Below are 22,996 nucleotides of genomic sequence, written 5' to 3'. Positions count from 1 at the left end.
CCTAGGAACGGACCACGATCCACCGCGTCGGCTGGCGGATGTCACCTCTTCCCAGGTCATCGGCCCGGGGGCGTATCCGGCGTACATCCCCGGGGCGACGCGCAGAGCCGATGCCACTGAATACGATCTCCGTATGGAACAGCTTCTCCAGCGTCTCTCGACATCGAAGCGCGTGACCTGGCTGACGTCACAGGCCGTGGTACTGGCCACTGCCTGCTTGTACGCGCTGATGCTCCCCTTGACGATGCCGACCCCTGAGAACGGCCTGTTCCGGTTCCCCGACCTCGAGCCCGCCCAGATGATCGGTCTGTACATCGTGCTCGCCCTGCCGGTTCTGCTGGTGCGTCGCCTGCCGGCGGCGGTCTTCGCGGCGGTCCTGGGCGAAACAGTCCTCGGCGACGCCTTCGGCGCGCGGCCCTCGATCGTGTTCGTCCTGCTCGTCGGCTTGGGCGGGTACCTCGCCGTCCGGCGGCCGAAGGCTGCCGCCGTCGGCTCCGTCGCGGGCATCGCGGCCGCGCTCGTCAACGACATCCACACCCGCGAGCAGTCCGTCAGCGACGCGGTCCAGTGGGCCGGGGGGTTCGCGTTGTGGTTCGCGGTCGCGTGGGTCTTCGGGGGCGTGTATCGCAAACGCCGTGAATACCTCGAAGCCCTGCAGGAGCAGACCGCGGCCCGCGTCGTCTTGGCCGAGCGGCTGCGGATCGCCCGCGAGCTGCACGACAGCGTCGCGCACAGCATCGGGATCATCACGGTGCTGTCGGGGGCGGCGGCGCGGGTCGTGGAGACCAAGCCCGAGCAGACGCGGCAGGCGCTGACCGGCATCGAGACCACCAGCCGGGAGACGCTGCTGGAGCTGCAGCGCATGCTCGGGGCGCTCCGCCGCGCCGAGCCGGATGACGCCATGCCGCAGGCCGCTCCGCTGGCGCCGGCCAGCAGCCTGGCCGACGTCCCGCAGCTCGCCGAACGCACGGCCGGCGCCGGGGTGCGGGTCCATGTGACCTGGCGGGGCGAGCGGCGTCCACTGCCGCCGGAGATCGAACTGTCGGCGTTCCGGATCGTCCAGGAGTCGGTGACGAACGTGGTGCGGCATTCCGGTGCGCGGACGTGCCGGGTCGCGGTCGGTTACGAGCCGGAAGGGGTGACGATCGAGGTGGTGGACGACGGGGACGACGGTCTCGGCGGGCCGGGCCGTCCGAGGTTCACGGCGGGGGCCGGCGGCAGCGGCTTCGGCCTGCTCGGCATGCGCGAGCGGGTGACGTTGCTGTCCGGCCAGTTCAGCGCGGGCCGGCGTTCGGAGGGCGGATTCCGGGTGGCTGCGAGGCTCCCGGCATGAGCGTGCGGGTGCTGCTGGTCGACGACCAGCCGCTGATGCTGGTCGGGCTCGGGATCCTGATCGGCGACACCGACGACCTGGAGGTGGTCGGCCAGGCCGGCGACGGCCGCGAGGCGGTGCGCCTGGTGCGTGAACTGCGGCCGGACGTCGTGGTGATGGACATCCGGATGCCGGATATGGACGGGATCGAGGCGACCCGGCAGGCGACCGCCGAACCGGACCCGCCCAAGGTCTTGGTGCTGACGACCTTCGACGACGACGAGTACGTCTACGGCGCACTGCGCGCCGGGGCCAGCGGATTCCTGCTCAAGAGCATGGCCCTGGACGCGATCCTGGGAGCGATCCGCGTGGTGGCCGCGGGCGACGCGCTGATCGCACCGAGCGTGACCCGACGGCTGATCGCGGACTTCGCCGGGACGTCCCGCCCCGCGGCCCCCGAACCGGACGCCGAGCCCGCTGAGGACCCACGTCTCCTCGCGGGGATCACCGACCGGGAGCGCGAGGTGCTGGCACTGGTCGGACAGGGACTGTCGAACACTGAGATAGCCGAGCGGCTGGTGATCAGCGCGGCGACCGCGAAGACGCATGTCGCGCGCCTGTTCGCCAAGCTCGAAGCCCGGGACCGCGTCCACCTGGCGATCGTCGCCTTCGAAGCCGGACTCATGCCGCGTAGACGGTCCGGACTCATGCCGCGTAGACGGTAGGGACAGGATCAGAAGAACGAGGCGGCGCTGCCCGAGCCGCCGGCACTACACAGAACTCCTGCGGAGATCGAACCCAGTGCACTCTCATTCCACATCGCGAGCCCCAGGGGTGTCGCAGCCGACCCCTCTCCAGGCGTTTCCGCAGGTCAGAACCTTGTCTGACCTGCGGAAACGATGAGAGGTCGAACTGCGTTTCCGCAGGTCAGAGGCGCCCCTACAGGTCGTAGTACAGCTCGAACTCGTGGGGGTGGGGGCGGAGGGCGATGGGGGCGATCTCGTTGGTGCGCTTGAAGTCGATCCAGGTCTCGATCAGGTCCGGGGTGAAGACGTTGCCGGCGAGCAGGTACTCGTGGTCGGCTTCCAGGGCGTCGAGGACGGCCGGGAGGGAGGCGGGCACCTGCGGGACGTTGGCGTGCTCCTCGGGGGCGAGCTCGTAGAGGTCCTTGTCGACCGGCTCCAGCGGCTCGATCTTGTTGCGGATGCCGTCGAGGCCGGCCATCAGCATGGCGGCGAAGGCCAGGTACGGGTTGGAGGAGGGGTCGGGCGCGCGGAACTCGATGCGCTTGGCCTTGGCGTTGGAGCCGGTGATCGGGATGCGGATCGCGGCCGAGCGGTTGCGCTGGGAGTAGACGAGGTTGACCGGCGCCTCGAAGCCCGGGACCAGGCGGTGGTAGGAGTTCACCGACGGGTTGGTGAAGGCCAGCAGCGAGGGGGCGTGCCGGAGCAGGCCGCCGATGTAGTAGCGGGCGGTGTCGGAGAGGCCGGCGTAGCCCTGCTCGTCGTAGAAGAGCGGCGAGCCCTCGGTCCACAGCGACTGGTGGACGTGCATGCCCGAGCCGTTGTCGCCGAAGATCGGCTTGGGCATGAAGGTGGCCGTCTTGCCGTTGCGCCAGGCGACGTTCTTGATGATGTATTTGAACAGCATCAGGTCGTCGGCGGCGTGCAGCAGGGTGTTGAACTTGTAGTTGATCTCGGCCTGGCCGGCCGTGCCGACCTCGTGGTGCTGGCGCTCGACTTCGAGGCCGGACTTGGCCAGTTCGAGCGACATCTCGGCCCGCAGGTCGGCGAAGTGGTCCACCGGCGGGGTGGGGAAGTAGCCGCCCTTGTACTTGACCTTGTAGCCGCGGACGTCGCCCTCGGCGGCGCCGGAGTTCCAGGCGCCGGCCTCCGAGTCGATGTGGTAGAAGGACGCGTTGGCGCTGGTCTCGAAGCGGACCGAGTCGAAGACGTAGAACTCGGCCTCGGGCCCGAAGAACGCGGTGTCGGCGATGCCGGAGGAGGCGAGGTAGGCCTCGGCCTTCTTGGCGACGTTGCGCGGGTCGCGGCTGTAGGCCTCGCCGGTGACCGGGTCCTGGATGAAGAAGTTGATGTTGAGGTGCTTCTCGACCCGGAAGGGGTCGAGCCGAGCCGTGGCGAGGTCCGGGACCAGGGCCATGTCGGACTCGTGGATGGCCTGGAAGCCGCGGATCGACGAGCCGTCGAACATCAGGATCTCGGACGGGTCGAAGGTCGCCGCAGGTACGGAGAAGTGCTGCATGACGCCAGGCAGATCGCAGAAGCGGACATCGACGAACTTCACGTCGTTGTCCTGAATGAACTGCTTCACTTCGGCGGCGTTGTTGAACATCCATCCTCCTCGGCGTGCGAATGGGGCTCACCCTAGGAACGGGCCGTTTCCGGCCGGTGACCCGGTCGTTTCATAAATGTTAACCGCGCCCGCCGATCGGGTGGCAAAGATGTACGGGACGGGGCAAAACGCACCGCCGTCAGGCCCGGCTCTCCACAAGTGGTCTGGACCACTTGGAAAGCTCCGGCGGCACGATTCACCCGCCCGTGGCGTTCGGGGGAGCCGGTGGCGGCGCGGACGGGTCGCCCGGTTAGTGTGGATTCGTGGACACCAGAGAAGCGTTGGGATCGTGGATCGACGGCCCGAAGGCGGCCGCCGAGAAGATGGGAGCCGACTTCGGCTTCCGCGGCGAGCGCCTCGGCCTGCCCAAGGAGGGCCCCGGCTCGATCGCGGGCCCGGGCCGCCGGATCGGCGCCCTGTTCGTGGACGGCTGGCTGGTCGCCCTGATCGCCTACGGGCTGATCGGCAAGGGCAGCCCGGCCGAGGCGAACCTGTGGACCAGCCCGCTCTACTTCCTGGTCGCGGCGGTGCTGCTCGCCACCACCGGGACGACCGTCGGCAAGCGGCTGTTCGGCCTCCGGGTGATCCGCCTGGACGGCGGCCGCGCGACCATCCCGCAGGTGCTGCTGCGCACCCTGCTGCTCTGCCTGGTGGTGCCGCCGCTGGTCTGGGACCGCGACACCCGCGGTCTGCACGACAAGGCGGTCGGCACCGTCGAGGTCCGGATCTAGTCCGGATCTGCCGAGGCCCGGATCCATTCCGGATCTGTCGAGGTCCGGATCCAGTCCGGATCCAGGGTCGGACGGCCTTGCCGCACAACACTGAACGGCCCCGCTGCGGGATCTCCGCGGCGGGGCCGTTCAGTGTTGTGGTCGGGGGAGCGTCAGCGGGCCTGGCCGCCCTTGGGCATCCGGGCACCCTTGGGCATCGGGCCCTTGGGGATCGGCGCCTTGGAGAGCAGGTCGCCCAGGGCGCGCAGACGGTCGTTGGTCTCGGTGACCTGGGACGCGGTGATGGCGCGGGGCAGTCGCATCAGGTGGATCTGCAGCTTCTTGAGCGGGATCTCGCCCTCGCCGGTACCCACCACGATGTCGTGCACCGGCACGTCGCCGACGACCCGGGCCATCTTCTTCTTCTCGGAGGCCAGCAGCTGGCGCACCCGGTTCGGGTTGCCTTCGCCGATCAGCGCGATTCCGGCCCGGCCCACCGCGCGGTAGACCGCGTCCTGGTTGCGGGTGACCGCGACCGGGGTGGAGTTGGAGCTCCAGCCGCGTCGGATGTTGTTCAGCACCGCCGCAACGGCGCCCGGCTGCCCCTCCATCTGTCCGAACGCCGCGCGCTCGGCCCGGCGCCCGAAGACGATCGCCATGGCCAGGAAGGCCACGATGAAGCCCAGGATGCCCAGGTAGATCGGGTGGTCGATTGCGAAGCCGATGGCGAGGAACACGCCGAAGGTCAGCAGGCCGACGCCGGCGATGATCAGGCCGATCTTGGTGTCGACCTTCTTGGTCATGGTGTAAGCCAGGCGGATCTGCTTCAGTCGCCCGGGGTTCTCGGATGTTTCCCTCGCCATAACGCTCATGGTACGTGGCACGGGTACGGGATATCCAAGCCCGGTACCCGTTCGCCTCTATCCGTGACTCGTGTGCCCTGTGCCGTCGCACACAGCGACCGTCGGTCGCGGCGAACGGCCCCCGGCGCGGCCGCGTCGAGAACGTCACCGTCGAGAACCGTCGAGAACCGTCGAGAGCGTCACCGTCGGGGCGGTGACGTCGTCGCCGCCCGCGCGTCGTGTCGGCGGTCCGCCGCGTACCGGCGGTTCTCGCAGACCGCCGCCCAGGCGTTGCGCCGGGCCTGCTGCTGGCCACCCGCCAGCAGGACGCTCTCGGCGAGCCGCAGCGCGACCCCCACCGACCGGATGCGCATCCGCATGCCGAACAGCTCCCCTCGTGGCTGAGAAGAATCGAACGATCGCAACGAGTCCATCGTCACCATCCCGTGTTACCAGGCGGTGACCAGGCAGTCAAAGTGCGGTGAAACCGAAAGGGCGGAGCCGAGGCTCCGCCCTTCGCTCGCGCACCGGATGGCTCAAAAGCACCGGATCAGCAGGATCAGCAGAATCTGCTGGCTCAATCAGCCCAGCCGGCCCAGCCGACCCAGCCGACCCGACCGGATCAGACCGCGGCCTGCGCGCGCCGCTCCAGCGCCTGCCGGTACAGTCGCCCGGCCCGGTAGGAGGAGCGCACCAGCGGGCCCGACATGACCCCGGCGAAGCCCAGCTCCTCGGCCTCCTGCTGGAGCTCGACGAACTCGTGCGGCTTGACCCAGCGCTCCACCGGGTGGTGGCGCAGCGAGGGGCGCAGGTACTGGGTGATGGTGATCAGCTCGCAGCCGGCGCCGACGAGGTCGGCCAGCGCCTGGCTGACCTCCTCGCGGGTCTCGCCCATGCCGAGGATCAGGTTGGACTTGGTCACCAGCCCGGCCGCGCGGGCCTGGGTGATGACGTCGAGCGAGCGCTCGTAGCGGAAGGCCGGGCGGATCCGCTTGAAGATCCGCGGCACCGTCTCGACGTTGTGCGCGAGCACCTCGGGGCGGGAGGAGAAGACCTCGGCCAGCTGCTCGGGCACCGCGTTGAAGTCGGGGATCAGCAGCTCGACGCCGGTGCGGCCGCTCTCGCGGTCGGCGGTCAGCGCGTGCACCTGGCGCACGGTCTCGGCGTACAGCCAGGCGCCGCCGTCCGGCAGGTCGTCGCGGGCGACGCCGGTGATGGTGGCGTAGTTGAGGTCCATCGTGACGATGGACTCGGCGACCCGGCGAGGCTCGTCCCGGTCGAAATCGGCGGGCTTGCCGGTGTCGATCTGGCAGAAGTCGCAGCGGCGGGTGCACTGGTCACCGCCGATGAGGAAGGTCGCCTCGCGGTCCTCCCAGCACTCGAAGATGTTGGGGCAGCCGGCTTCCTGGCAGACGGTGTGCAGCCCCTCCTTCTTCACCAGCGACTGGAGGGCGTTGTACTCCGGCCCCATCTTCGCGCGGGTCTTGATCCACTCGGGCTTCCGCTCGATGGGGGTCTCGCTGTTGCGGACCTCCAGGCGGAGCAGCTTCCTGCCGTCGGGCGCGACAGCGGACACGTGCGACTCCTAGAACTAGACGGGGTACCCCCAGGGTACGCCTGTGGTTGTAAGGCCTTCGCGCGGCCTGTTGCCCCGCAATCGCAGGGCAACAGCGCTACTGGCCGGTAGATTCCCGGGGGGCAATCCGGAGTGGGGCCCGGGGAAGAGCCCGGGCGAGGACCCGGGCCCGGGTCAGCGGGTGAGCGCGGGTTCGGGCAGCTCGGCGAACACGTCCGCCAGGTGCCGTTCGACCACCGGCAGCGCCTCGCCGACGGTGAAGTCGCGCCCCAGCTCGCCGGCGAGCGAGGCGACGCCGGCGTCCCGGATGCCGCACGGCACGATCCGGTCGAACCAGGTCATGTCGGGGTCGCAGTTGAGCGCGAAGCCGTGCATGGTGACCCCGCGGGCGACCCGGACGCCGATCGCGGCGAGCTTGCGGTCGTCGCCGCGCTGGCCGGCGTTGGACGGCGCGTACTCGGGGCCGGCCAGCCGCGGGTCGATGCCCAGCGGCAGGCCCATCCGCAGGGTCAGCTTGCCGATGTCCACCACCTGCGCCGGGTCCACCACGGCGTCCGGGATGGAATCGCCCAGCACCCAGACGCCGCTGCGGCCCTCGACCCGGGTGGTGCCGACGCCGAACCCGGCGCAGGCGCGGATCAGCGCCTCCTCCAGCCGGCGGACGTAGGCGACCACGTCGATCGGGTCGGGCAGCTTGACGATGGGGTAGCCGACCAGCTGGCCGGGGCCGTGCCAGGTGATCTCCCCGCCGCGGTTGACCTCGACCACCGGGGTGCCGTCGAGCGGCAGGTCGGCGGGGTTGGTGCGCTTGCCCATCGTGTAGACGGGCTGGTGCTCCAGCAGCAGCACGGTGTCGGGGATCTCGTCCGCGACCCGCAGCGCGTGCAGGCGCTGCTGCTCCTCCCAGGCCTCCTGGTAGGCGATGGCGCCCTCGCCTGTCCCCATTCGAACGAAACGCACGTTCTCGCTCACCGCTGCCGCTCCTTGCCAGGCGTTCGAGACCAACCTCGCCACTGTACGCCCACGCCCGTACGGACGGTTCAGCCGCCCGTACGGGCCGTTCAGGAGGCCGAACCGGACCGTTCAGGCCGGCCCGGAAGGACCGCGCCCGCAAGGACCCGTTCAGCCCCCCGCCAGCAGCTGCAGCCGCAGCGCCAGCTGGAGTTCGAGCGAGCGCTCGGGGTGGTTCCAGTCCGGGCCGAGCAGCGCCTCGACCCGGTCCAGCCGCTGGACGACGGTGTTCACGTGGACGTGCAGTTCGTCCTTGGCGCGGGTGAGGCTGCCGCCGCAGTCGAAGTAGGCGCGCAGGGTGCGGACCAGTTCGGTGCCGCGGCGGGCGTCGTAGGCGAGCAGCGGGCCGAGCGCCGAGCCGACGAAGCCGTCGACGTCGTGCCCGTCGCCGAGCAGCACCCCGAGGAAGCCCAGCGCGCGGGCCGAGGCGCCCTCCCCGGCGCGGCCGAGCACCCGCAGCGCCCGGACGCAGCGCAGGCCCTCGGCGTACGAGGCGGCCAGCGCGGGCGGGCCGGCGGCCGGGCGGCCGGCGCCCACGGTGACCGGGAACCCGGCCAGCCGGGCCAGCCGCTCGGCGGCCTGCCGTGCGGCCTCCTCCGGGTCGCTGGCCTCCGGGACCAGCAGCACCACCGCCTCGCCGTGCTCGGCGCTGACGCCCCGGGAGCCGAACAGGTACCGCCGGGCGGCGCCGGCCAGCCGGCCGCGGTCGGGGGTGGGGGGTCCGGCGGGTTCGGCCGGTTCGGCGACCAGGACCAGGTGCGGGCGGGCGAGGTCGACGCCGAGCCGGCGGCCGCGCGCGGTGAGCCCGGCCGGATCGCGGTCGGGGGCGGTGAGCAGGTCGGTGAGCAGTTCGCCGCGGACCCTGTTCTCGGTCTCGGCCACCGAGCGGCGCAGCAGCAGGAGCAGCGCGGTCACCACGCTGGCCCGCTCGAACAGCCGCCGGTCGGCGTCGTCGAGGCCGGGGCGTCCGCGCAGCACCAGGGTGCCGAGCGCGTCGTGCCCGGCCAGCACCGCGCACACCCACAGCTCGCCGTGCCGGACGGACCGCCCCTCGGCCCGGGACGCGGCGACCGCCTCCGCGAGTTCGCCGGCGGGTGCGGACCGCCCGGCCAGCGGCTCGCCCTCGGCGTCGAGGACGGCTATCTCGCCGCCCAGCAGGGTCGCGACGGCGGCGGCGACGTCCGGCACCTCGGCGCCGCGCAGCACCAGGTCGGTGAGCCGGTCGTGCGCCTGCTCGGCGCGCTGGACGGCGGCCGAGTGGGCGCGGACCAGTTCGTTGGCGCTGTTCAGTTCGGCGAGCGCGGCCCGGGTGTCGGCCAGCGACTTGGCGGTGTCCAGGGCGATCGCGGCGTGCGCGGCCAGCGTGCACAGCAGCGCCACCTCGTCGGGGGAGAAGGCACGGGGCGAGCGGTCGGCGGCGAACAGCACCCCGATGACCTCGCCGCCGAGCAGCAGCGGCACCCCGATGATCGCCACCAGGCCCTCGTCGAGCACGCCCGCGTCGATCGTGCCGGTGTGGTGGAACCGTTCGTCGGTGCGGTAGTCGGGGGTGGCGTACGGGCGGGCGGTCTGCGCGACCAGGCCGCCCAGGCCGTGCCCGAGGCTGAGCCGCAGGGTCTGGAACAGGACGGAGACCGAGCCGTCGGTGACCCGCATGTAGGTGTCGCCCGCGGCCTCGTCCGGCAGGGTCAGGTACGCGGTGTCGGTGCCGAGCAGCATCCGGGCGCGGCGGACGATCGCCTGGAGCACGGTGTCCAGCTCCCGGGAGGCGGCGAGGTCCCCGGCGGTGTCGAACAGGGCGGTCAACTCGGCTTCCCGGCGCCGGTGTTGACGCAGCGTGCGGTGCACCCGCAGGGCCTGCCAGGTGGCGTCGTCGATCTCGGCGAGGACGGCGGCCGGCGCCCCGCGGCGGCGGGCGTCGGCCAGCACGTCGGCGAAGTCCTCGGTGGCGGCGCCGGAGGCGAGCAGGTCGAGCAGCCGCCGCAGCGCGGGCGCGGCGCTTTCGTGAGGGTGGTTCATGGTGCGTGCCGCCAATCGGCGTCGGGTCCGGCGGAAGCGCGATCGTAGCGGCTCGGCCGTCAGGCGGTGGCGGGCTTGGCCGCCACGGCGGCGCCCTCCGCCTCCACCGCCGCCTCGACGTCCGCCAGGTCGCTGCCCCTGGTCTCCCGCCCGCACAGCACCGCCAGCACGGTGATCGCCGCCGCGATCGCCACGTACACCGAGATCGGGGTGGCGTTGCCGTAGTCCTTGAGCAGTGCGGTCGCGATCAGCGGCGCGGGCGCGCCGGCGGCCACCGAGGCGAACTGGGCCCCGATCGAGGCGCCCGAGTACCGCATCCGGGTGGCGAACAGCTCGGAGAAGAACGCCGCCTGCGGTGCGTACATCGCGCTGTGGAAGACCAGTCCGACCGTCACCGCGACCACCAGCTGTCCGAACGACCTGGTGTCCACCAGCCCGAAGAAGACGAACGCCCAGACGCCCACCCCGACCGCGCCCACCAGGTACACCGGCTTGCGTCCGACCCGGTCGGAGAGCGCTCCGAACAGCGGGATCAGTGCGAACTGGATCGCCGAGCCGATCAGTACGGCGTTCAGCGCGGTCTGCTTGGAGAAGTGCGCGTGGGTGACGGCGTACGTCAGCACAAACGTGGTCATCACGTAGTACGAGATGTTCTCCGCCATCCGCGCGCCCATCGCCACCAGCACCTCCCGCCAGTGGTTGCGCAACACCGCCACCAGCGGCGGCTGTTCGACGGTCTTCCGCTGCTGCTGGGCCGCCAGCGCCTGCTTGAACAGCGGCGACTCGTCCACCGCGAGCCGGATCCACAGCCCGACCCCGACCAGCACCGCCGACAGCAGGAACGGCACCCGCCACCCCCACGACAGGAACGCGTCCTCCGACAGCACCGCCGTCAGCACCGACAGCACCCCCGCCGCCAGCAGGTTCCCGGCCGGCGCCCCGCCCTGCGGCCACGACGCCCAGAACCCGCGCCGCCGCTGGTCCCCGTGCTCCGACACCAGCAGCACCGCCCCGCCCCACTCCCCGCCGAGCGCGAAGCCCTGCACCAGGCGCAGCACCGTCAACAGCACCGGCGCCGCCGCCCCGATGGAGCTGTAGGTGGGCAGCACCCCGATCAGCGTGGTCGACCCGCCCATCAGCAGCAGGCTGACGACGAGCAGCTTCTTCCGCCCGACCCGGTCCCCGAAGTGCCCGAACACCAGCGCCCCGACCGGCCGCGCGGCGAACCCGATCGCGTAGGTGAGGAAGGACAGCAGCGTCCCCGTCAGCGGATCGGTGTTCGGGAAGAACAGCTTGTTGAACACCAGCGCGGCCGCTGTTCCGTACAAGAAGTAGTCGTACCACTCGATGGTGGTCCCGATGAGACTGGCGGCCACGACCCGAGGGAGTGAGCGGGTGGCTGCCGTGGCTGGTGCGGAGGCGTTCATGGTCACCACTTCCGGGCCGGGGGGAGGACGTCGCCCCAGGAGGCGTCGCCCCGAGGAATGTCGTCACAAGGGGCGCCGCCCCAAGGGACGTCGCCACAAGGTAGGGAGGCGCGTTCCCCGGGACTATGTGGGCCACCCACATAGTCCCGGGGGTCGGCCTGGGGAGGGCGGCCAGGTGCCGCCGCTCAGTGCGCCGTCCAGCCGCCGTCGACGGGGAGGCTGGCGCCGGTGATGTAGGAGGCGGGCGGGGAGCAGAGCCAGAGGGCGAGTTGGGCGATCTCCTCGGGTTCGATGAGACGCTTGACGGCCGTGCGTTCGAGCATGATCTGCTCGACGACCTCGTCCTCGCGGATGCCGTGGGCGAGCGCCTGGCTCGCGATCTGCTTCTCCACCAGGGGAGTTCGGACGTAGCCCGGGTTGATGCAGTTGCTGGTGACGCCGTAGGGGGCACCCTCCAGGGCGACGGTCTTGCTGAGGCCCTCCAGCGCGTGCTTGGCGGTGACGTAGGCGGACTTGAAGGCGCTGGCCCGCAGGCCGTGGACGGAGGAGATGTTGACCACCCGGCCCCACTCCCGCTCGTACATGTGCGGGAGAGTGCGGCGCAGGATGCGGAACGGCGCCTCGACCATGACGCGTTGGATGAGGGTGAAGCGGTCGGGCGGGAACTCGTGGACGGGCGCGACGTGTTGGAGGCCGGCGTTGTTGACCACGATGTCGGCGTCGGCCGGCAGGGCCTCCACGGCCTCGGGGTCGGCGAGGTCCGCGACGACGGCGCGGCCGCCGATCCGCTCCGCGAGCTCCCGGGCCGGACCGGCCGCGAGATCGACGACGTAGACCCGGGCGCCGGCCCCGGCGAAGGCCTCGGCACAGGCCCGGCCGATGCCCGAGGCGGCCCCGGTGACCAGGGCCGTCCGGCCGTCGAGCGGGCGGGCTGTAGTGGTGTCCATGGCCGAGAACGCTAGGAAACCAGGGGGCCTGGCTCCCATGTGGTGGTCCACCACAGCATCCCGGTGGGATGTGGTGTTCACCGCCACGATGGTCGATCGACGGTTCGACCGCGAAAGGCCAAACCCGCGCCGCCCGCGCTTCCCCACAATGGGCGCGATTGCTTCACCCGTTCGGAGGATTGCTCGGTCAGATCCACCCATAGCGCCCGAATGCTCGCTACATTCACGCCGATTCCCGACAGGGGGCGCCGCCCCAGGCAGCCGAAGTGCTGGTAGAGCCCGGTGCGACGTCCGAGAGGTGTTGACTGACATGCCCCAACGGCCTGCAACCGACAGCCCGGCGTACGGACCGCTCGACCCGCTCGGCCACCACCGAGGCCCGGTCGGCCGGACCCTGCCGGACGCCCCCGACGCCCTGACCGCCGACGCCCCGACCGCCGACGAACTGCGGCTGCCCGCGCAGGCCACAACCGACCGGCACGAACCCGCCGTCCCCGCGCCCGGGCCGGTCGGCGGCCACTCCGGGCACTCCGGCCCGTCCCCGCAGAACGGCCAACTCGCCGCGCTCATCGAGGAAGCCGGCTTCTCGCACGCGGGCCTGGCCCGCCGGGTCGACCAGCTCGGCCTGGAGCACGGCCTCGACCTGCGCTACGACAAGACCTCGGTCACCCGCTGGCTGCGCGGCCAGCAGCCCCGCGGCGCCACCCCCGCGCTGATCGCCGAGGTCTTCACCCGCCGCCTCGGCCGCCGCCTCACCGCCCAGGACCTCGGCCTGGACGCCTGCGCCCCGGTGTACGCGGGCCTGGAGTTCGCCGAGACCCCGCAGGAGGCGGTGGACATCGTGGCGAGCATGTGGCGCAAGGACAACGGCCCGCAGTCCGAACTGCGCCGGATCGCCTTCACCCCGGCGGGCCTGGTCGTCCCCAGCCGGGACTGGCTGATCGGCCGCACCGACGAGCGCGTCGCCCGGGACGGCTCGACGATGGTCCGCCCCGACGCCGCCACCGGTCCGCCCGCCGGTCCGTCCGCCGCCGCTGCCGGTACCGCCGGCACCGCAGCATCCGCCGTGACGGCAGCACCCGCCGCACCCGCCCAGAGCGTGCCCCCCGCGCCCGGCGCTCCCCCTCCGAGCCCGGCGCGCGGCCAGGCCCACCACGGGGCCCCCGGCATCCGCCCCGTGCCCGGCGCGGCCGGCCCCGCCGGGCCCACCATCGGCCGGGTGCCCACCCAGAGCCGGCGCCCGCCGACCGCCGTCGAGCCGCCGTACACCGAACCGGCCCGCGAGTCGCGCCCCGCCCTGCGGGTCGGCCGCGGCGACATCGCCGCCATCCGCGCCGTCGGCGACCTCTTCCGGGCGCTCGATCACGCCTACGGCGGTGGGCACGCCCGGCAGGCGCTGGTCCGCTACCTGGAGAGCGAGGCCGAGCCGATGCTGCGCGGCCGCTACGGCGAGCAGATCGGCCGGGCGCTGTTCGGCGCCGTCGCCGACCTGACCAGGCTGGCAGGCTGGACGTCCTTCGACATCGCCGCGCACGGCCTCGCCCAGCGCTACTTCGTCCAGGCGCTGCGCCTGTCCCAGGCCGCCGGGGACCGCGCGCTCGGCGGGTACGTCCTGGTGACGATGAGCCAGCAGGCCGTCCACCTGGGCCACGGCCGGGAGGCCGTCCAACTGGCCCGGGTCGCCCAGCAGGGCGTGGGCACCGCCGTGCCGCCGGTGGTCCAGTCGCTGATGCACACCGCCGAGGCGCGCGGGCACGGCCTGCTGGGCGACGTCCGGGCCTGCACCACCGCCCTGGTGCGCTCCGAGCGGGCGCTGGCCGCGGCCCGGGTCGGCGACGAACTTCCCTCCTGGGCACGGTACTTCGACGAGGCCCAGCTCTCCGACGAGTTCGCCCACTGCTACCGCGACCTCCAGCAGTGGCGCACCTCCGCGCAGCACGCCGAGAAGTCGCTGCGGCTGCGCTCACCCGCCTACGCGCGCAGCCGGATCTTCTGCCGGCTGGTGCTGGCCACCGCCCGGCTCGGCATGGGGGACCTCGACGAGGCCTGCACCATGGCCACCGACGCGCTGCGGGCGGCGGGGGAGATGCGCTCGGCCCGCTCGCTGGAGTACGTCCGGGACTTCCACCGCCGCCTCACCCCCTACCGGGGCAGTCCGGTGGCCCGTGCCTTCGAGGAGACGGCCCGCCAGGCCGGCGTGATCTGAGGACCTGTCGCAGAGGGGCCGGTCGGGCGAGCTCCGGCGGCCCTGGAAACCCGTCCGGCCCGGGTCCGCCCCGGGCCGAAGGGCCCATCCGCCCGGCGACGGCTTTGAGCGCCCCGGCGACGGGCTGGAGCACCCCGGCGACGGCTCCGAGCACCTCGGCGACGGGCGGGAGCGAAGCGGGTCACCAGCTCTCGGCCCGGACGCGCGGCTGCCCGGCCTCCGGCGAGGGCGGCCGGACGCCGCCGCGCACCCGTTGCGCCACCAGCGGGAACAGCAGCACCGAGAGCATGCCGGCGCCGACCAGCGCGGCCGCCGTCGAGGATGGCAGGTGGCCGTCGTCCACCTCGATGGTGGTGATCACCACGACCAGCGGCAGCGCCGTCGCGCCGTAGAGCCCGAGCGCTGTGCGGTCCCGCCGGCCGAGTCCGGCCGGGGCGAGCAGCCCGGCGGGCAGCCCGCGCACGGCCAGGAGCAGCAGCAGGAACACCGGGACGAGCAGTATCGTGCCGGGGTCGTCCAGCAGGGCGGACAGGTCGAAGTTCATCCCGCTGACCACGAAGAACACCGGCACCAGGAAACCGAAGCCGATGCTCTCCAGCTTGGCCTCGATCACCTCCTCCTCGGCCCGGCGGATGTCGGAGAGCAGCAGCCGGGAGACGATCCCGGCGGTGAAGGCGCCGAGCAGCATGTCCAGGTCGAGCCAGATCGCGGCGGCCACCATGACGGCGAGCACCAGGATCACCGCCCGGACGGCGAACTGCCCGGAGGTGCGCAGGGTGCGCTCGATGAGCCGGGTGGCCCAGGCGGGCCGGGGGCGGCGTGCGCCGAGGACCGCGACGGCGGTGATCACCGCGAAGGCGCCGAGGATGACGGCCGTCCGGACCGGGGAGTTGCCGCTGAGCAGGATGGCGATCGCGATGATCGGCCCGAACTCGCCGACCGCCCCGGTGGCCATCACCAACGAGCCGAAGGGGGTGGGCAGTTCGCCGGAGTCGCGGAGGATCGGCAGGATGGTCCCGAGGGCGGTGGTGGTGAGCGCGAGCCCGGCGAAGGCGCCGTTCAGCGGGTCCCGGTTGACCAGCGCGCCCACGCCGAGCGCCACCACGAGCGAGACCAGCCACGCGGTGCCCGCCCGTTTCAGCGGGCCGCCGCGCAGCTTGGCGAAGTCGATCTCGTACCCGGCCAGGAACATCAGCATGGCCAGGCCGAACTGGGAGAGCGCGTTGACCAGGTCGTCGACGCGCGCCCAGTTCAGGACGTCGGGGCCGATCAGGACGCCGAGCAGGATCTCGAACACGACGGTCGGGACGGCGATCCACCGCAGCAGGCGGTCGGCGAGCAGCGGCGCGGCGACGGCCGCGGCGGGGATCAGGATCAGGGCCACCGGCTGGACGGCGGCGCTCACCGCGCAACCGGCCGGACGGTGTAAATCATCCGATGAGCGGTCATGTCGGCATCCTGGCATGCCGCCGGTCCGTCACCCACCGGCGGGCCGTCAGCGTGTCCCGGGAGCCAGGCCGAAAGCCCGCCGGGCCGGGAGCCCGTCAGGCCGACCCCGACGGGCTCAGGCCGCCGCCTCGGCCTCCCGGGCGTTGGCCGGGACGCCGAGGTCGCGCAGCACCGCCTGCGCCGCCCGCCGCCCGGAGACCAGCGCGCCCTGCACGGTGCTGGTGTCCCGGTGGTCCCCGGCGACGTACAGCCCGGCCAGCACCCGCACCGGGCGCCGGGGGTTGTGCGGCGGCGGCATCGCGGGCAGCGCGTCCGGGACGTGCCGCACGTTCAGGAACTGCCAGCCGGTGGTCGAGGCGCCGTAGAGCTCGGCGAGCCGGGCCCGGACCGCCGGTTCCAGTCCGGCCGGGCCGCCCGCGTCGAAGGAGCGCCGCCCGAGCACGGTGGTGGCGATCAGCGCCTGTCCGGCGGGGGCGTAGGAGGGGTGCAGTTCGCTGAGCACCAGCGAGTGCGAGACCAGCGGCGGCTGCCCGCCGGGCCGGTCGCCGTCGAGCAGCAGGACGGCCTCGCCCAGCGGGGTGCGGTCGGCCGCGTGGTAGAAGGTCGTGACGGGGTGGAAGTCCGGCAGCCGTAGCCCGGGCAGCAGTTCGGCGGCGGAGCGGGCGTCGGTGGCGAGGACGACGGCCTGGGCGCCGATCCGCCCGTGGGTGGCGGTCTCCACGCCGTCGGCGGTGATCGAGGTGACCTGCACCCCGGTGCGTACGGTGCCGGCGGGCAGGGTGGTGGCCAGCTGGGCCGGCACGGCCGCGATCCCGCCGGCGGGCAGACAGAGTCGTCCGCGCGCGTAGGAGCGCAGGACCAGGTCGGCGATCCGGCTGCTGGTGCCGAGGGCGGGGTCGCTGAGCAGCGCGCTGAGCAGTGGCCGCAGGAAGCCGTCGAGGGTGCGCGGGGCGAGCCCGTGGCCGGCCAGCGCGCGGGCGGTGGTGGTTTCCGGGCGGGCCTTGAGCCGGCTGGCGGGGGTGGTGGCGAGCCGGCCGAGCCAGCTGCCGAGCCGGGCCTTGTCCAGCGGGCTGCCGAGTGGGGCGCGGGTGGCGGCCTGCCGGGCGGTGGTGAGCTGCGGGTCCCCGGTGCGGTAGCGGCGGCCGCCGCTGTGCACGAGGACTCCGGGGGCGAGCGGGCGCAGGTCGAGGCGGTCGAGGTCGAGGACGCGGCGGAGTTCGGGGAAGGCGGTGTTCAGCAGGTGGCTGCCGTCGTCGAGCCGGAATCCGTCCAGTTCGCGGGTGGCCATCCGGCCGCCGATCCGGTCCGTGGCCTCAAGGATCTGCACGGTGAGGCCGCGGCCGGTGAGCGTGCGTGCGGCGGCCAGGCCGGCGAGTCCGGCGCCGATGACGATGACGTCAGGGTCGGACGGGCGGCGGGCGCGGCGGGTGAAGTCGTATGTGGGCACTGGCGTGCTCCCTCCCTGGTCCCGGGGCTCCGGCCGACGCAGGCAGCGGGGTGCCGGGACACGGTCCGACGGTGTGATGCCCAGTCAGTGTGAGCATCAGACAAGCGCATCGGGCCCGATCCAAGGGTCGAGAGGGGGCGTGCGGCACCGGGCGGGAGCGCGGTCACGGACAGTGCGCCGTTGGGGCCGGGTTCCGGGGTTGGTGGGCGCGCACGGTCACCGGGGGCGTGCGACGCGCCCGGTGTGTGCTCCCATGCGCCCCCTCCCGGAGCCCCGTCCGACCCCCACCCGATCTCCGCCCGGCATATGCCCCTGGCCAGCGTGAATGCCGTAGCCGCCGTACGCAGCGGGACGTACCGGAGCCCCGCCGTGCAGCCCGTGCCGGAAACCCGCGGCGGACGGCAGGGTTCCGCGCCACCGGTCGCCCCCACCGCCACGCACCGCGCCACGCACCGCGCCACGCACAGCGCCACTCACAGCGCCGCGCGCACCGCCGCGTCCACGTCCGGGTGCGCGAAGCGGAAGCCCGCGTCCAGCAGCCGCCGCGGCACCACCCGGTGGCTGCCGACCACCTCGACCGCCAGCTCGCCGAGCACCACCTTGAGCACCGCCTCCGGCACCGGGAACGGAGTCGGCCGCCGGAGCACCCGCCCGAGCGCCGCCGTCAGCTCGGCGTTGGTGACGGGATCGGGCGCGGTGAGGTTGACGGCGCCGGAGAGGTCGTCCCGGTCGATCAGGAACCGCAGCGCGGCGACCTGGTCGGCCAGCGAGATGAAGCTCCAGTACTGCCGCCCGTCTCCGAGCCGCCCGCCCAGCCCCAGCTTGAACAGCGGGAACAGCCGCGCGCCGGCCCCGCCGGCCGCGGACAGCACCATCCCGGTGCGCGGGTGGACGACCCGGATGCCGGCCAGCTCGGCCGGCCGCGCGGCCGCCTCCCACTCCACGCAGACCTCGGCCAGGAAGTCGTCGCCGGCGGGGGAGTCCTCGTCGATCACCCGGTCGCCGGTCTGCCCGTACCAGCCGACGGCGGAGGCGCTGACCAGCACCCGGGGCGGCTCCTTGAGCGCGGCCAGTGCGACGGCCAGCGTCTCGGTGCCGAGTGCCCGGCTCTCCCGGATCTCCCGCTTGTAGGCGTCCGTCCAGCGGTGGTCGCCGACCCCGGCGCCGGCCAGGTGCACGACCGCCTCGACCCCGGCCAGCCCGTCCTGCTCGACCTGGCCGAGCAGCGGGTTCCAGCCGATGGCCGTGCTGCCGTCGGGCTGCGGGCCCGTCCTGGAGCGGCGCCGGACCAGCCGGACCACCTCGTGGCCGTCCGCCAGCAGGGAGCGGACGAGAGCCGAGCCGATCAATCCCGTGGAGCCTGTGACAGCGATGCGCATGCGTCCATCCTCCCAGTTCCCAAAGCCCTGTCATGTCGGCATGCGTCTCACTAGCATGACGCGCATGCACGAGGACGATCTGATCATCCGCCCGGCTCAGCCCGAGGACGAGGTCGAACTCGCCGTTCTCAACCGTGCCGCCTGGTCCCCGCTGGCCGACGTCTCCCCGCAGCCGCCCGAGGGGGACGGCGTCTTCGACGAACGGCACACCCCGGAGCAGTACCTGCTCGCCCTCCTGGACGGCCGGGTGGTCGGCTACGTCCGCCAGGTCCCGCCGACCCCGCTGGCCAGCAACCGGCACGTCCGGCAGATCCAGGGCCTGGTCGTCGACGGCACGGCTCGCGGCCGGGGTGTCGGCCGGCGCCTGGTCGAGGCGGCGTGCGAGGCCGCCCGGGCCGCGGGCGCGCGCAGGATGACCCTGCGGGTGCTCGGCTGGAACGCTCCGGCCCGCCGCCTCTACGAGGGCTGCGGCTTCGTCGTCGAGGGCTCGCTCGCGGAGGAGTTCCTGATCGACGGGTCGTACGTGGACGACATCTGGATGGCCCGCAGCCTGGCGCACTGACAAGCCCGACCGGCCTTTCCGTCCACTGAAACTGACGACCCGTCAGATCTGGCGGGCGGTGCAGAGTCGTGACCGATCCGCTCTGTCTGGACCAGCACCCCGCCGGGTACCGTACGGCCGTGAGCAACTCGACGCCCCCCGGGTGGTACCCGGTCCCCGGTGCGGACGGCACCCCCGGTCACGAGCGCTGGTGGGACGGCAACGCCTGGACCAGCGAGGTGCGCCCGCTCCAGGGCGGCGCCGGCCAACTCGCCGACGCCCCCACCCAGGGCTGGCAGCCCCCCGGCCGGCAGCCCGGGTACGGCTACGGCGGCCCGCAGGGCGCCCCCGGCCACGGCTACCCGGGCAGCGCCCCCGCCCCGGGCTACGGCTACCCGGGCCAGGACGGCTACTACCCGGGCCAGGACGGCTACCCCGTCCAGGGCGCGGGCTACGGCTACCCGGCGCCGGGCTACCCGCCGCAGCAGCCGGCGCCCGGCCGGATGAGCCCCGGTCTGGTCGTCGGCATCGCGGTCGCCGTCCTGGCCGTGGGCGGGATCGTCGCCGGGATCGTGCTCAGCGGCGGCGGCTCCCCGCAGGCCGACCCGACCCCGAACCCGACGGTCACCATCACCCGGGGCGCCGGCCCCGCCCCGAGCCCCACAGCGGGCACGCCCGCCCCGACGCCCGCGCCCAAACCGGCGCCGACCGTCAGGAGCACCGTCCCGGACACCCAGCACGCGATCACCGTCCCGGTGCTCGACGGCTGGGACGTGGCGCCCAACTCCCCGCACTCCACGGTCTACCTGGGCACCGGCCGCTACACCTGCCCGGACGGCAACTCCTGCATCCGCGGCCAGTTCTCGGTCGAGACCGACACCGTCCAGGGCGTCACCGCCAAGACGGCCGCCGAGGCCACCATGCCCGCGTACGCCGGCCAGATCTTCACCGGGATCAGCTCGCACACCGACTCCGGCTCCGGCTACACGACCGTCGCGGGCGTGTCCGGCTACGCCGTGCGCTGGCACATCCGCACCGCGGACGGCACCCAGGGCTACGTCCTGCTGGCCGCCGTCCCGGCCAAGGGCGGCGGCTTCGTGGTGTTCGAGGGCGGGGTGGACGACACCCCGAGCGCGCCGGACGCGTCCGTGCTGGACCAGATCCTCAGGGGCATCAAGCAGGACGGCACGTCCGGCGGCGGCAGCACCGCCTGACGCGTCCGGCGCCGCTCACGCCGTGGGCGTGATCCGAAAGAGAGCCCCTAATCCCCGTAGCGCTCCCAGAGCTTGGGGAACCGTTTCGCCATGACGTCCGGGTCGTCGAAGTCCAGCGCGGCCCCGGCCGGTCGGCCGGACTGTCGCCCGCCCACCTCGGGCAGCGGCAGCCCGGTCAGCTGCTCGTACGCCTCGTCGGCGGCGTAGCCGAGGTCCTCGGCCTCGCCGTCCTCCTCCTCGTCGAACTCGGACAGCAGGTCCGCCAGGTCGTCCGGCTCGAACAGAGCGCCCTCGAAGACGTCCCGGCCCTGGCCGATCAGCCAGCAGCGGAAGTAGTCGAAGGTGTCGTCGGAGGCGCCGTCAAGCAGCAGGTAGGCGGCGCCCCAGAGGTCGTGGCGGTAGGCCCGCTGGAACCGGGCCTCGAACAGCCGGGCGAAGTCGATGACGTCGTCCGGGGTCAGCTGGACCAGCCGTTCCACCAGCCGGTCGGCCTGCTCGTCCGGATCGCCGTCGGCGTCCTCCCGGGTCTCGTCGATCATCTGCCAGAAGTCGGTCTCGTCCATCACCGCTCCAGCATCCCCGTTCGCCAGCCCCCGCGCATGCCATGGCCCGGCGAAACGCTGGTGATGTTCGACGCAGCCGGGCGCGGGTCGGAGGCGGCCAGGCGCGGCCAGGAGCAGGCGGACGGCAGGCGGACCCCGGCAACGGCGGAGCCCCGCGCCGTCCAGGGACGACGCGGGGCTCCGTGCAGCCGAAACCGCGGACCTGCAGTGGTGCCTTACAGGCCGAGCTCGACCTCGAACTCGCCGGCCTCCAGGATCTCCTTGACCGCGACCAGGTAGCGGGCGGCGTCGGCGCCGTCCACCAGGCGGTGGTCGTAGGAGAGCGACAGGTAGGTCATGTCGCGGATGCCGATGGCGGTGCCGCCGTCGGCCTCGATGACCACCGGGCGCTTGACGGTGGCGCCGATGCCCAGGATGGCGACCTGGTTCGGCGGCACGATCACGGTGTCGAACAGCGCACCGCGCGAGCCGGTGTTGCTGATGGTGAAGGTGGCGCCGGACAGCTCGTCCGGGGTGATCTTGCTGTCGCGGACCTTGGTGGCCAGCTCGGCGGTCTTCTTCGAGATGCCGGCGATGTTGAGGTCGCCCGCACCCTTGATGACCGGGGTCATCAGACCCTTCTCGGAGTCCACCGCGATACCGATGTTCTCGGTGTCGAAGTAGGTGATGGTGCCCTCGGCCTCGTTGATCCGGGCGTTGACGACCGCGTGGGTCTTCAGCGCCTGGGCGGCGGCCTTGACGAAGAACGGCATCGGGGACAGCTTGACGCCCTCGCGGGCGAGGAAGCCCTCCTTGGCCTTGCCGCGCAGCGACATGATCTTGGTGACGTCCACCTCGACCACGCTGGTCAGCTGGGCCTGCTCGTGCAGGGCCTTCAGCATGTTGTCGCCGATGACCTTGCGCATGCGGGTCATCTTGACCGTCTGGCCGCGCAGGGCGGACGGCGCGGCGGCGGCCTTCGGCGCAGCGGCCGGAGCGGCGGCGGCGACCGGGGCCGGGGCGGCCTTGGCGGCCTCCGCGGCGGCGACGACGTCCTGCTTGCGGATGCGGCCGCCGACGCCGGTACCGGCGACGGAGGACAGCTCGACACCGTGCTCGGCGGCGAGCTTGCGCACCAGCGGGGTGACGTAGGCGTCACCGGCGTCGGCCACCGGGGCAGCCGGCGCGGCCGGGGCGACGGGAGCCGGGGCGGCGACCGGAGCGGGCGCGGCCGGGGCCACCGGGGCCGGGGCGGCGGCGACCGGAGCCGGAGCGGCCGGAGCGACCGGGGCGGCCGGAGCGACGGGGGCCGGGGCAACCGGAGCCGGAGCGGCGACCGGAGCCGGAGCAGCCACCGGGGCCGGGGCGGCGGCGACGGCACCCGCGGCACCGATCAGCGCGAGCTGGGCGCCGACCTCGGCGGTCTCGTCCTCGCCGACCAGGATCTTCACCACGACACCGGCGATCGGCGACGGGATCTCGGTGTCGACCTTGTCGGTGGAGACCTCGAGCAGCGGCTCGTCGACCTCGACCGTCTCACCCTCGGCCTTCAGCCAGCGGGTGACGGTGCCCTCGGTGACCGACTCGCCCAGCGCGGGCAGCAGGACCGGGGTGGCGTCGGCAGCCGGAGCGGCAGCCGGAGCCGCCGGAGCGGCAGCGGCGACCGGGGCGGGGGCGGCGGGCGCCTCCACGACCGGGGCCGGGGCGGCGACGGGCGCGGCCTCGGCGACCGGGGCCGCAGCGGCGACCGGGGCACCGGAGCCGTCGTCGATGATCGCCAGCTCGGCGCCGACGTCGACGGTCTCGTCCTCGCCGACCTTGATCGAGGCCAGGATGCCGGAGGCCGGCGACGGGATCTCGGTGTCGACCTTGTCGGTCGACACCTCGAGCAGCGGCTCGTCGACCTCGACACGCTCACCCTCGGCCTTCAGCCAACGGGTGACGGTGCCCTCGGAAACGCTCTCGCCCAGCGCGGGCAGTGTTACTGAGACCGCCATGGTTTCAGCGACTCCTATCAAGTCT

The 22,996-nt window shown here is 73.0% G+C and carries 19 protein-coding genes; 6 read left to right on the top strand and 13 right to left on the bottom strand.

The features are described from left to right. Nucleotides 1–133: 133 nt before the first annotated feature. Together AB0R04_RS17780 and AB0R04_RS17775 are read left to right on the top strand one after the other, a co-directional pair. The gene (locus AB0R04_RS17780) at nt 134–1,333 is read left to right on the top strand and encodes a histidine kinase (protein ID WP_363372122.1); all 1,200 of its coding nucleotides are present in this window, start codon (nt 134–136) and stop codon (nt 1,331–1,333) included. Next, entirely contained in the window at nt 1,330–2,037 is a 708-nt protein-coding gene (locus AB0R04_RS17775; RefSeq protein ID WP_363372119.1) for a response regulator transcription factor, read from the top strand. The genes AB0R04_RS17780 and AB0R04_RS17775 overlap by 4 nt, the downstream gene beginning before the upstream one ends. Nucleotides 2,038–2,251: 214 nt before the next feature. On the opposite strand, the gene glnA is transcribed toward AB0R04_RS17775, so the two are convergent. Next, the gene (gene glnA / locus AB0R04_RS17770) at nt 2,252–3,664 is read right to left on the bottom strand and encodes a type I glutamate--ammonia ligase (RefSeq protein WP_063347323.1); all 1,413 of its coding nucleotides are present in this window, start codon (nt 3,662–3,664) and stop codon (nt 2,252–2,254) included. Between the two features lie 263 nt (nt 3,665–3,927). On the opposite strand from glnA, the gene AB0R04_RS17765 reads away from it, so the two are divergent. Then, on the top strand, nt 3,928–4,395 hold the full coding sequence (locus AB0R04_RS17765; protein WP_350885262.1) for an RDD family protein: 468 nt from the start codon (nt 3,928–3,930) through the stop codon (nt 4,393–4,395). A gap of 152 nt (nt 4,396–4,547) precedes the next feature. On the opposite strand, the gene AB0R04_RS17760 is transcribed toward AB0R04_RS17765, so the two are convergent. The 7 genes from AB0R04_RS17760 to AB0R04_RS17730 all read right to left on the bottom strand — a co-directional run bounded on the left by AB0R04_RS17760 (nt 4,548) and on the right by AB0R04_RS17730 (nt 12,196). Beyond that, nucleotides 4,548–5,237, bottom strand: a complete 690-nt coding sequence (locus tag AB0R04_RS17760) for a DUF4191 domain-containing protein (RefSeq protein ID WP_063347321.1) — start codon at nt 5,235–5,237, stop codon at nt 4,548–4,550. Nucleotides 5,238–5,416: 179 nt separating this feature from the next. Beyond that, entirely contained in the window at nt 5,417–5,596 is a 180-nt protein-coding gene (locus tag AB0R04_RS17755) for a hypothetical protein (RefSeq protein ID WP_063351061.1), read from the bottom strand. A 242-nt stretch (nt 5,597–5,838) separates the two neighbouring features. Next, nucleotides 5,839–6,792 (bottom strand): lipoyl synthase, encoded by a 954-nt coding sequence (gene lipA, locus AB0R04_RS17750; protein WP_363372114.1) that lies wholly within the window; start codon nt 6,790–6,792, stop codon nt 5,839–5,841. 174 nt (nt 6,793–6,966) lie between these two features. After that, complete coding sequence (lipB, locus tag AB0R04_RS17745) at nt 6,967–7,764, bottom strand: lipoyl(octanoyl) transferase LipB (RefSeq protein WP_279634888.1); 798 nt, start codon at nt 7,762–7,764, stop codon at nt 6,967–6,969. Nucleotides 7,765–7,914: 150 nt separating this feature from the next. Next, nucleotides 7,915–9,822, bottom strand: a complete 1,908-nt coding sequence (locus AB0R04_RS17740) for a GAF domain-containing protein (RefSeq protein ID WP_363372111.1) — start codon at nt 9,820–9,822, stop codon at nt 7,915–7,917. Between the two features lie 59 nt (nt 9,823–9,881). Then, nucleotides 9,882–11,249 carry an MFS transporter gene (locus AB0R04_RS17735; protein WP_363372110.1) on the bottom strand — a complete coding sequence of 456 codons (1,368 nt, stop codon included), beginning with the start codon at nt 11,247–11,249 and terminating at the stop codon, nt 9,882–9,884. A gap of 185 nt (nt 11,250–11,434) precedes the next feature. Further along, a complete protein-coding gene (locus tag AB0R04_RS17730; protein WP_063347316.1) occupies nt 11,435–12,196 on the bottom strand; it encodes a 3-hydroxybutyrate dehydrogenase in 762 nt (253 codons plus the stop codon). 310 nt (nt 12,197–12,506) lie between these two features. Here AB0R04_RS17730 and AB0R04_RS17725 point away from each other — a divergent pair, with 310 nt between their 5' ends. Then, a complete protein-coding gene (locus AB0R04_RS17725; protein WP_363372107.1) occupies nt 12,507–14,402 on the top strand; it encodes a regulator in 1,896 nt (631 codons plus the stop codon). Nucleotides 14,403–14,583: 181 nt separating this feature from the next. Here the strand turns inward: AB0R04_RS17725 and AB0R04_RS17720 are convergent, their stop codons facing one another. The 3 genes from AB0R04_RS17720 to AB0R04_RS17710 all read right to left on the bottom strand — a co-directional run bounded on the left by AB0R04_RS17720 (nt 14,584) and on the right by AB0R04_RS17710 (nt 18,677). After that, the gene (locus AB0R04_RS17720; protein ID WP_363372105.1) at nt 14,584–15,807 is read right to left on the bottom strand and encodes a cation:proton antiporter; all 1,224 of its coding nucleotides are present in this window, start codon (nt 15,805–15,807) and stop codon (nt 14,584–14,586) included. A 159-nt stretch (nt 15,808–15,966) separates the two neighbouring features. Continuing rightward, nucleotides 15,967–17,298, bottom strand: coding sequence for an NAD(P)/FAD-dependent oxidoreductase (locus AB0R04_RS17715; RefSeq protein ID WP_363372102.1), 1,332 nt, complete (start codon nt 17,296–17,298; stop codon nt 15,967–15,969). A gap of 473 nt (nt 17,299–17,771) precedes the next feature. After that, nucleotides 17,772–18,677, bottom strand: a complete 906-nt coding sequence (locus AB0R04_RS17710) for a TIGR01777 family oxidoreductase (protein ID WP_363372099.1) — start codon at nt 18,675–18,677, stop codon at nt 17,772–17,774. Nucleotides 18,678–18,741: 64 nt separating this feature from the next. Between AB0R04_RS17710 and AB0R04_RS17705 the strand changes: the two genes are divergently transcribed. After that, nucleotides 18,742–19,239, top strand: a complete 498-nt coding sequence (locus AB0R04_RS17705; RefSeq protein ID WP_363372097.1) for a GNAT family N-acetyltransferase — start codon at nt 18,742–18,744, stop codon at nt 19,237–19,239. Between the two features lie 119 nt (nt 19,240–19,358). Next, nucleotides 19,359–20,432 (top strand): DUF2510 domain-containing protein, encoded by a 1,074-nt coding sequence (locus tag AB0R04_RS17700; protein ID WP_363372095.1) that lies wholly within the window; start codon nt 19,359–19,361, stop codon nt 20,430–20,432. 47 nt (nt 20,433–20,479) lie between these two features. Here AB0R04_RS17700 and AB0R04_RS17695 read toward each other — a convergent pair whose 3' ends face one another. Together AB0R04_RS17695 and sucB are read right to left on the bottom strand one after the other, a co-directional pair. After that, a complete protein-coding gene (locus AB0R04_RS17695; RefSeq protein WP_363372092.1) occupies nt 20,480–20,995 on the bottom strand; it encodes a DUF4240 domain-containing protein in 516 nt (171 codons plus the stop codon). Between the two features lie 215 nt (nt 20,996–21,210). Beyond that, the gene (sucB, locus tag AB0R04_RS17690; protein WP_363372089.1) at nt 21,211–22,971 is read right to left on the bottom strand and encodes a 2-oxoglutarate dehydrogenase, E2 component, dihydrolipoamide succinyltransferase; all 1,761 of its coding nucleotides are present in this window, start codon (nt 22,969–22,971) and stop codon (nt 21,211–21,213) included. Nucleotides 22,972–22,996 lie beyond the last annotated feature (25 nt).

This window comes from Kitasatospora sp. NPDC056731, assembly GCF_040687675.1.
Lineage (GTDB): Bacteria > Actinomycetota > Actinomycetes > Streptomycetales > Streptomycetaceae > Kitasatospora.
Note: the sequence above shows the minus strand (reverse complement) of the source record. Positions and strands in the feature narration are given on the sequence as shown.

Excerpts from the sequence above, each read along its gene's own strand:
- AB0R04_RS17740 (WP_363372111.1), bottom strand. The coding sequence starts at position 9,822 with ATGAACCACCCTCACGAAAGCGCCGCGCCCGCGCTGCGGCGGCTGCTC.
- AB0R04_RS17730 (WP_063347316.1), bottom strand. The coding sequence starts at position 12,196 with ATGGACACCACTACAGCCCGCCCGCTCGACGGCCGGACGGCCCTGGTC.
- AB0R04_RS17695 (WP_363372092.1), bottom strand. The coding sequence starts at position 20,995 with ATGGACGAGACCGACTTCTGGCAGATGATCGACGAGACCCGGGAGGAC.
- sucB (WP_363372089.1), bottom strand. The coding sequence starts at position 22,971 with ATGGCGGTCTCAGTAACACTGCCCGCGCTGGGCGAGAGCGTTTCCGAG.
- AB0R04_RS17780 (WP_363372122.1), top strand. The coding sequence starts at position 134 with ATGGAACAGCTTCTCCAGCGTCTCTCGACATCGAAGCGCGTGACCTGG.
- AB0R04_RS17725 (WP_363372107.1), top strand. The coding sequence starts at position 12,507 with ATGCCCCAACGGCCTGCAACCGACAGCCCGGCGTACGGACCGCTCGAC.
- glnA (WP_063347323.1), bottom strand. The coding sequence starts at position 3,664 with ATGTTCAACAACGCCGCCGAAGTGAAGCAGTTCATTCAGGACAACGAC.
- AB0R04_RS17755 (WP_063351061.1), bottom strand. The coding sequence starts at position 5,596 with ATGCGGATGCGCATCCGGTCGGTGGGGGTCGCGCTGCGGCTCGCCGAG.
- AB0R04_RS17705 (WP_363372097.1), top strand. The coding sequence starts at position 18,742 with ATGCACGAGGACGATCTGATCATCCGCCCGGCTCAGCCCGAGGACGAG.
- AB0R04_RS17775 (WP_363372119.1), top strand. The coding sequence starts at position 1,330 with ATGAGCGTGCGGGTGCTGCTGGTCGACGACCAGCCGCTGATGCTGGTC.
- AB0R04_RS17760 (WP_063347321.1), bottom strand. The coding sequence starts at position 5,237 with ATGGCGAGGGAAACATCCGAGAACCCCGGGCGACTGAAGCAGATCCGC.
- AB0R04_RS17735 (WP_363372110.1), bottom strand. The coding sequence starts at position 11,249 with ATGAACGCCTCCGCACCAGCCACGGCAGCCACCCGCTCACTCCCTCGG.
- AB0R04_RS17710 (WP_363372099.1), bottom strand. The coding sequence starts at position 18,677 with ATGCGCATCGCTGTCACAGGCTCCACGGGATTGATCGGCTCGGCTCTC.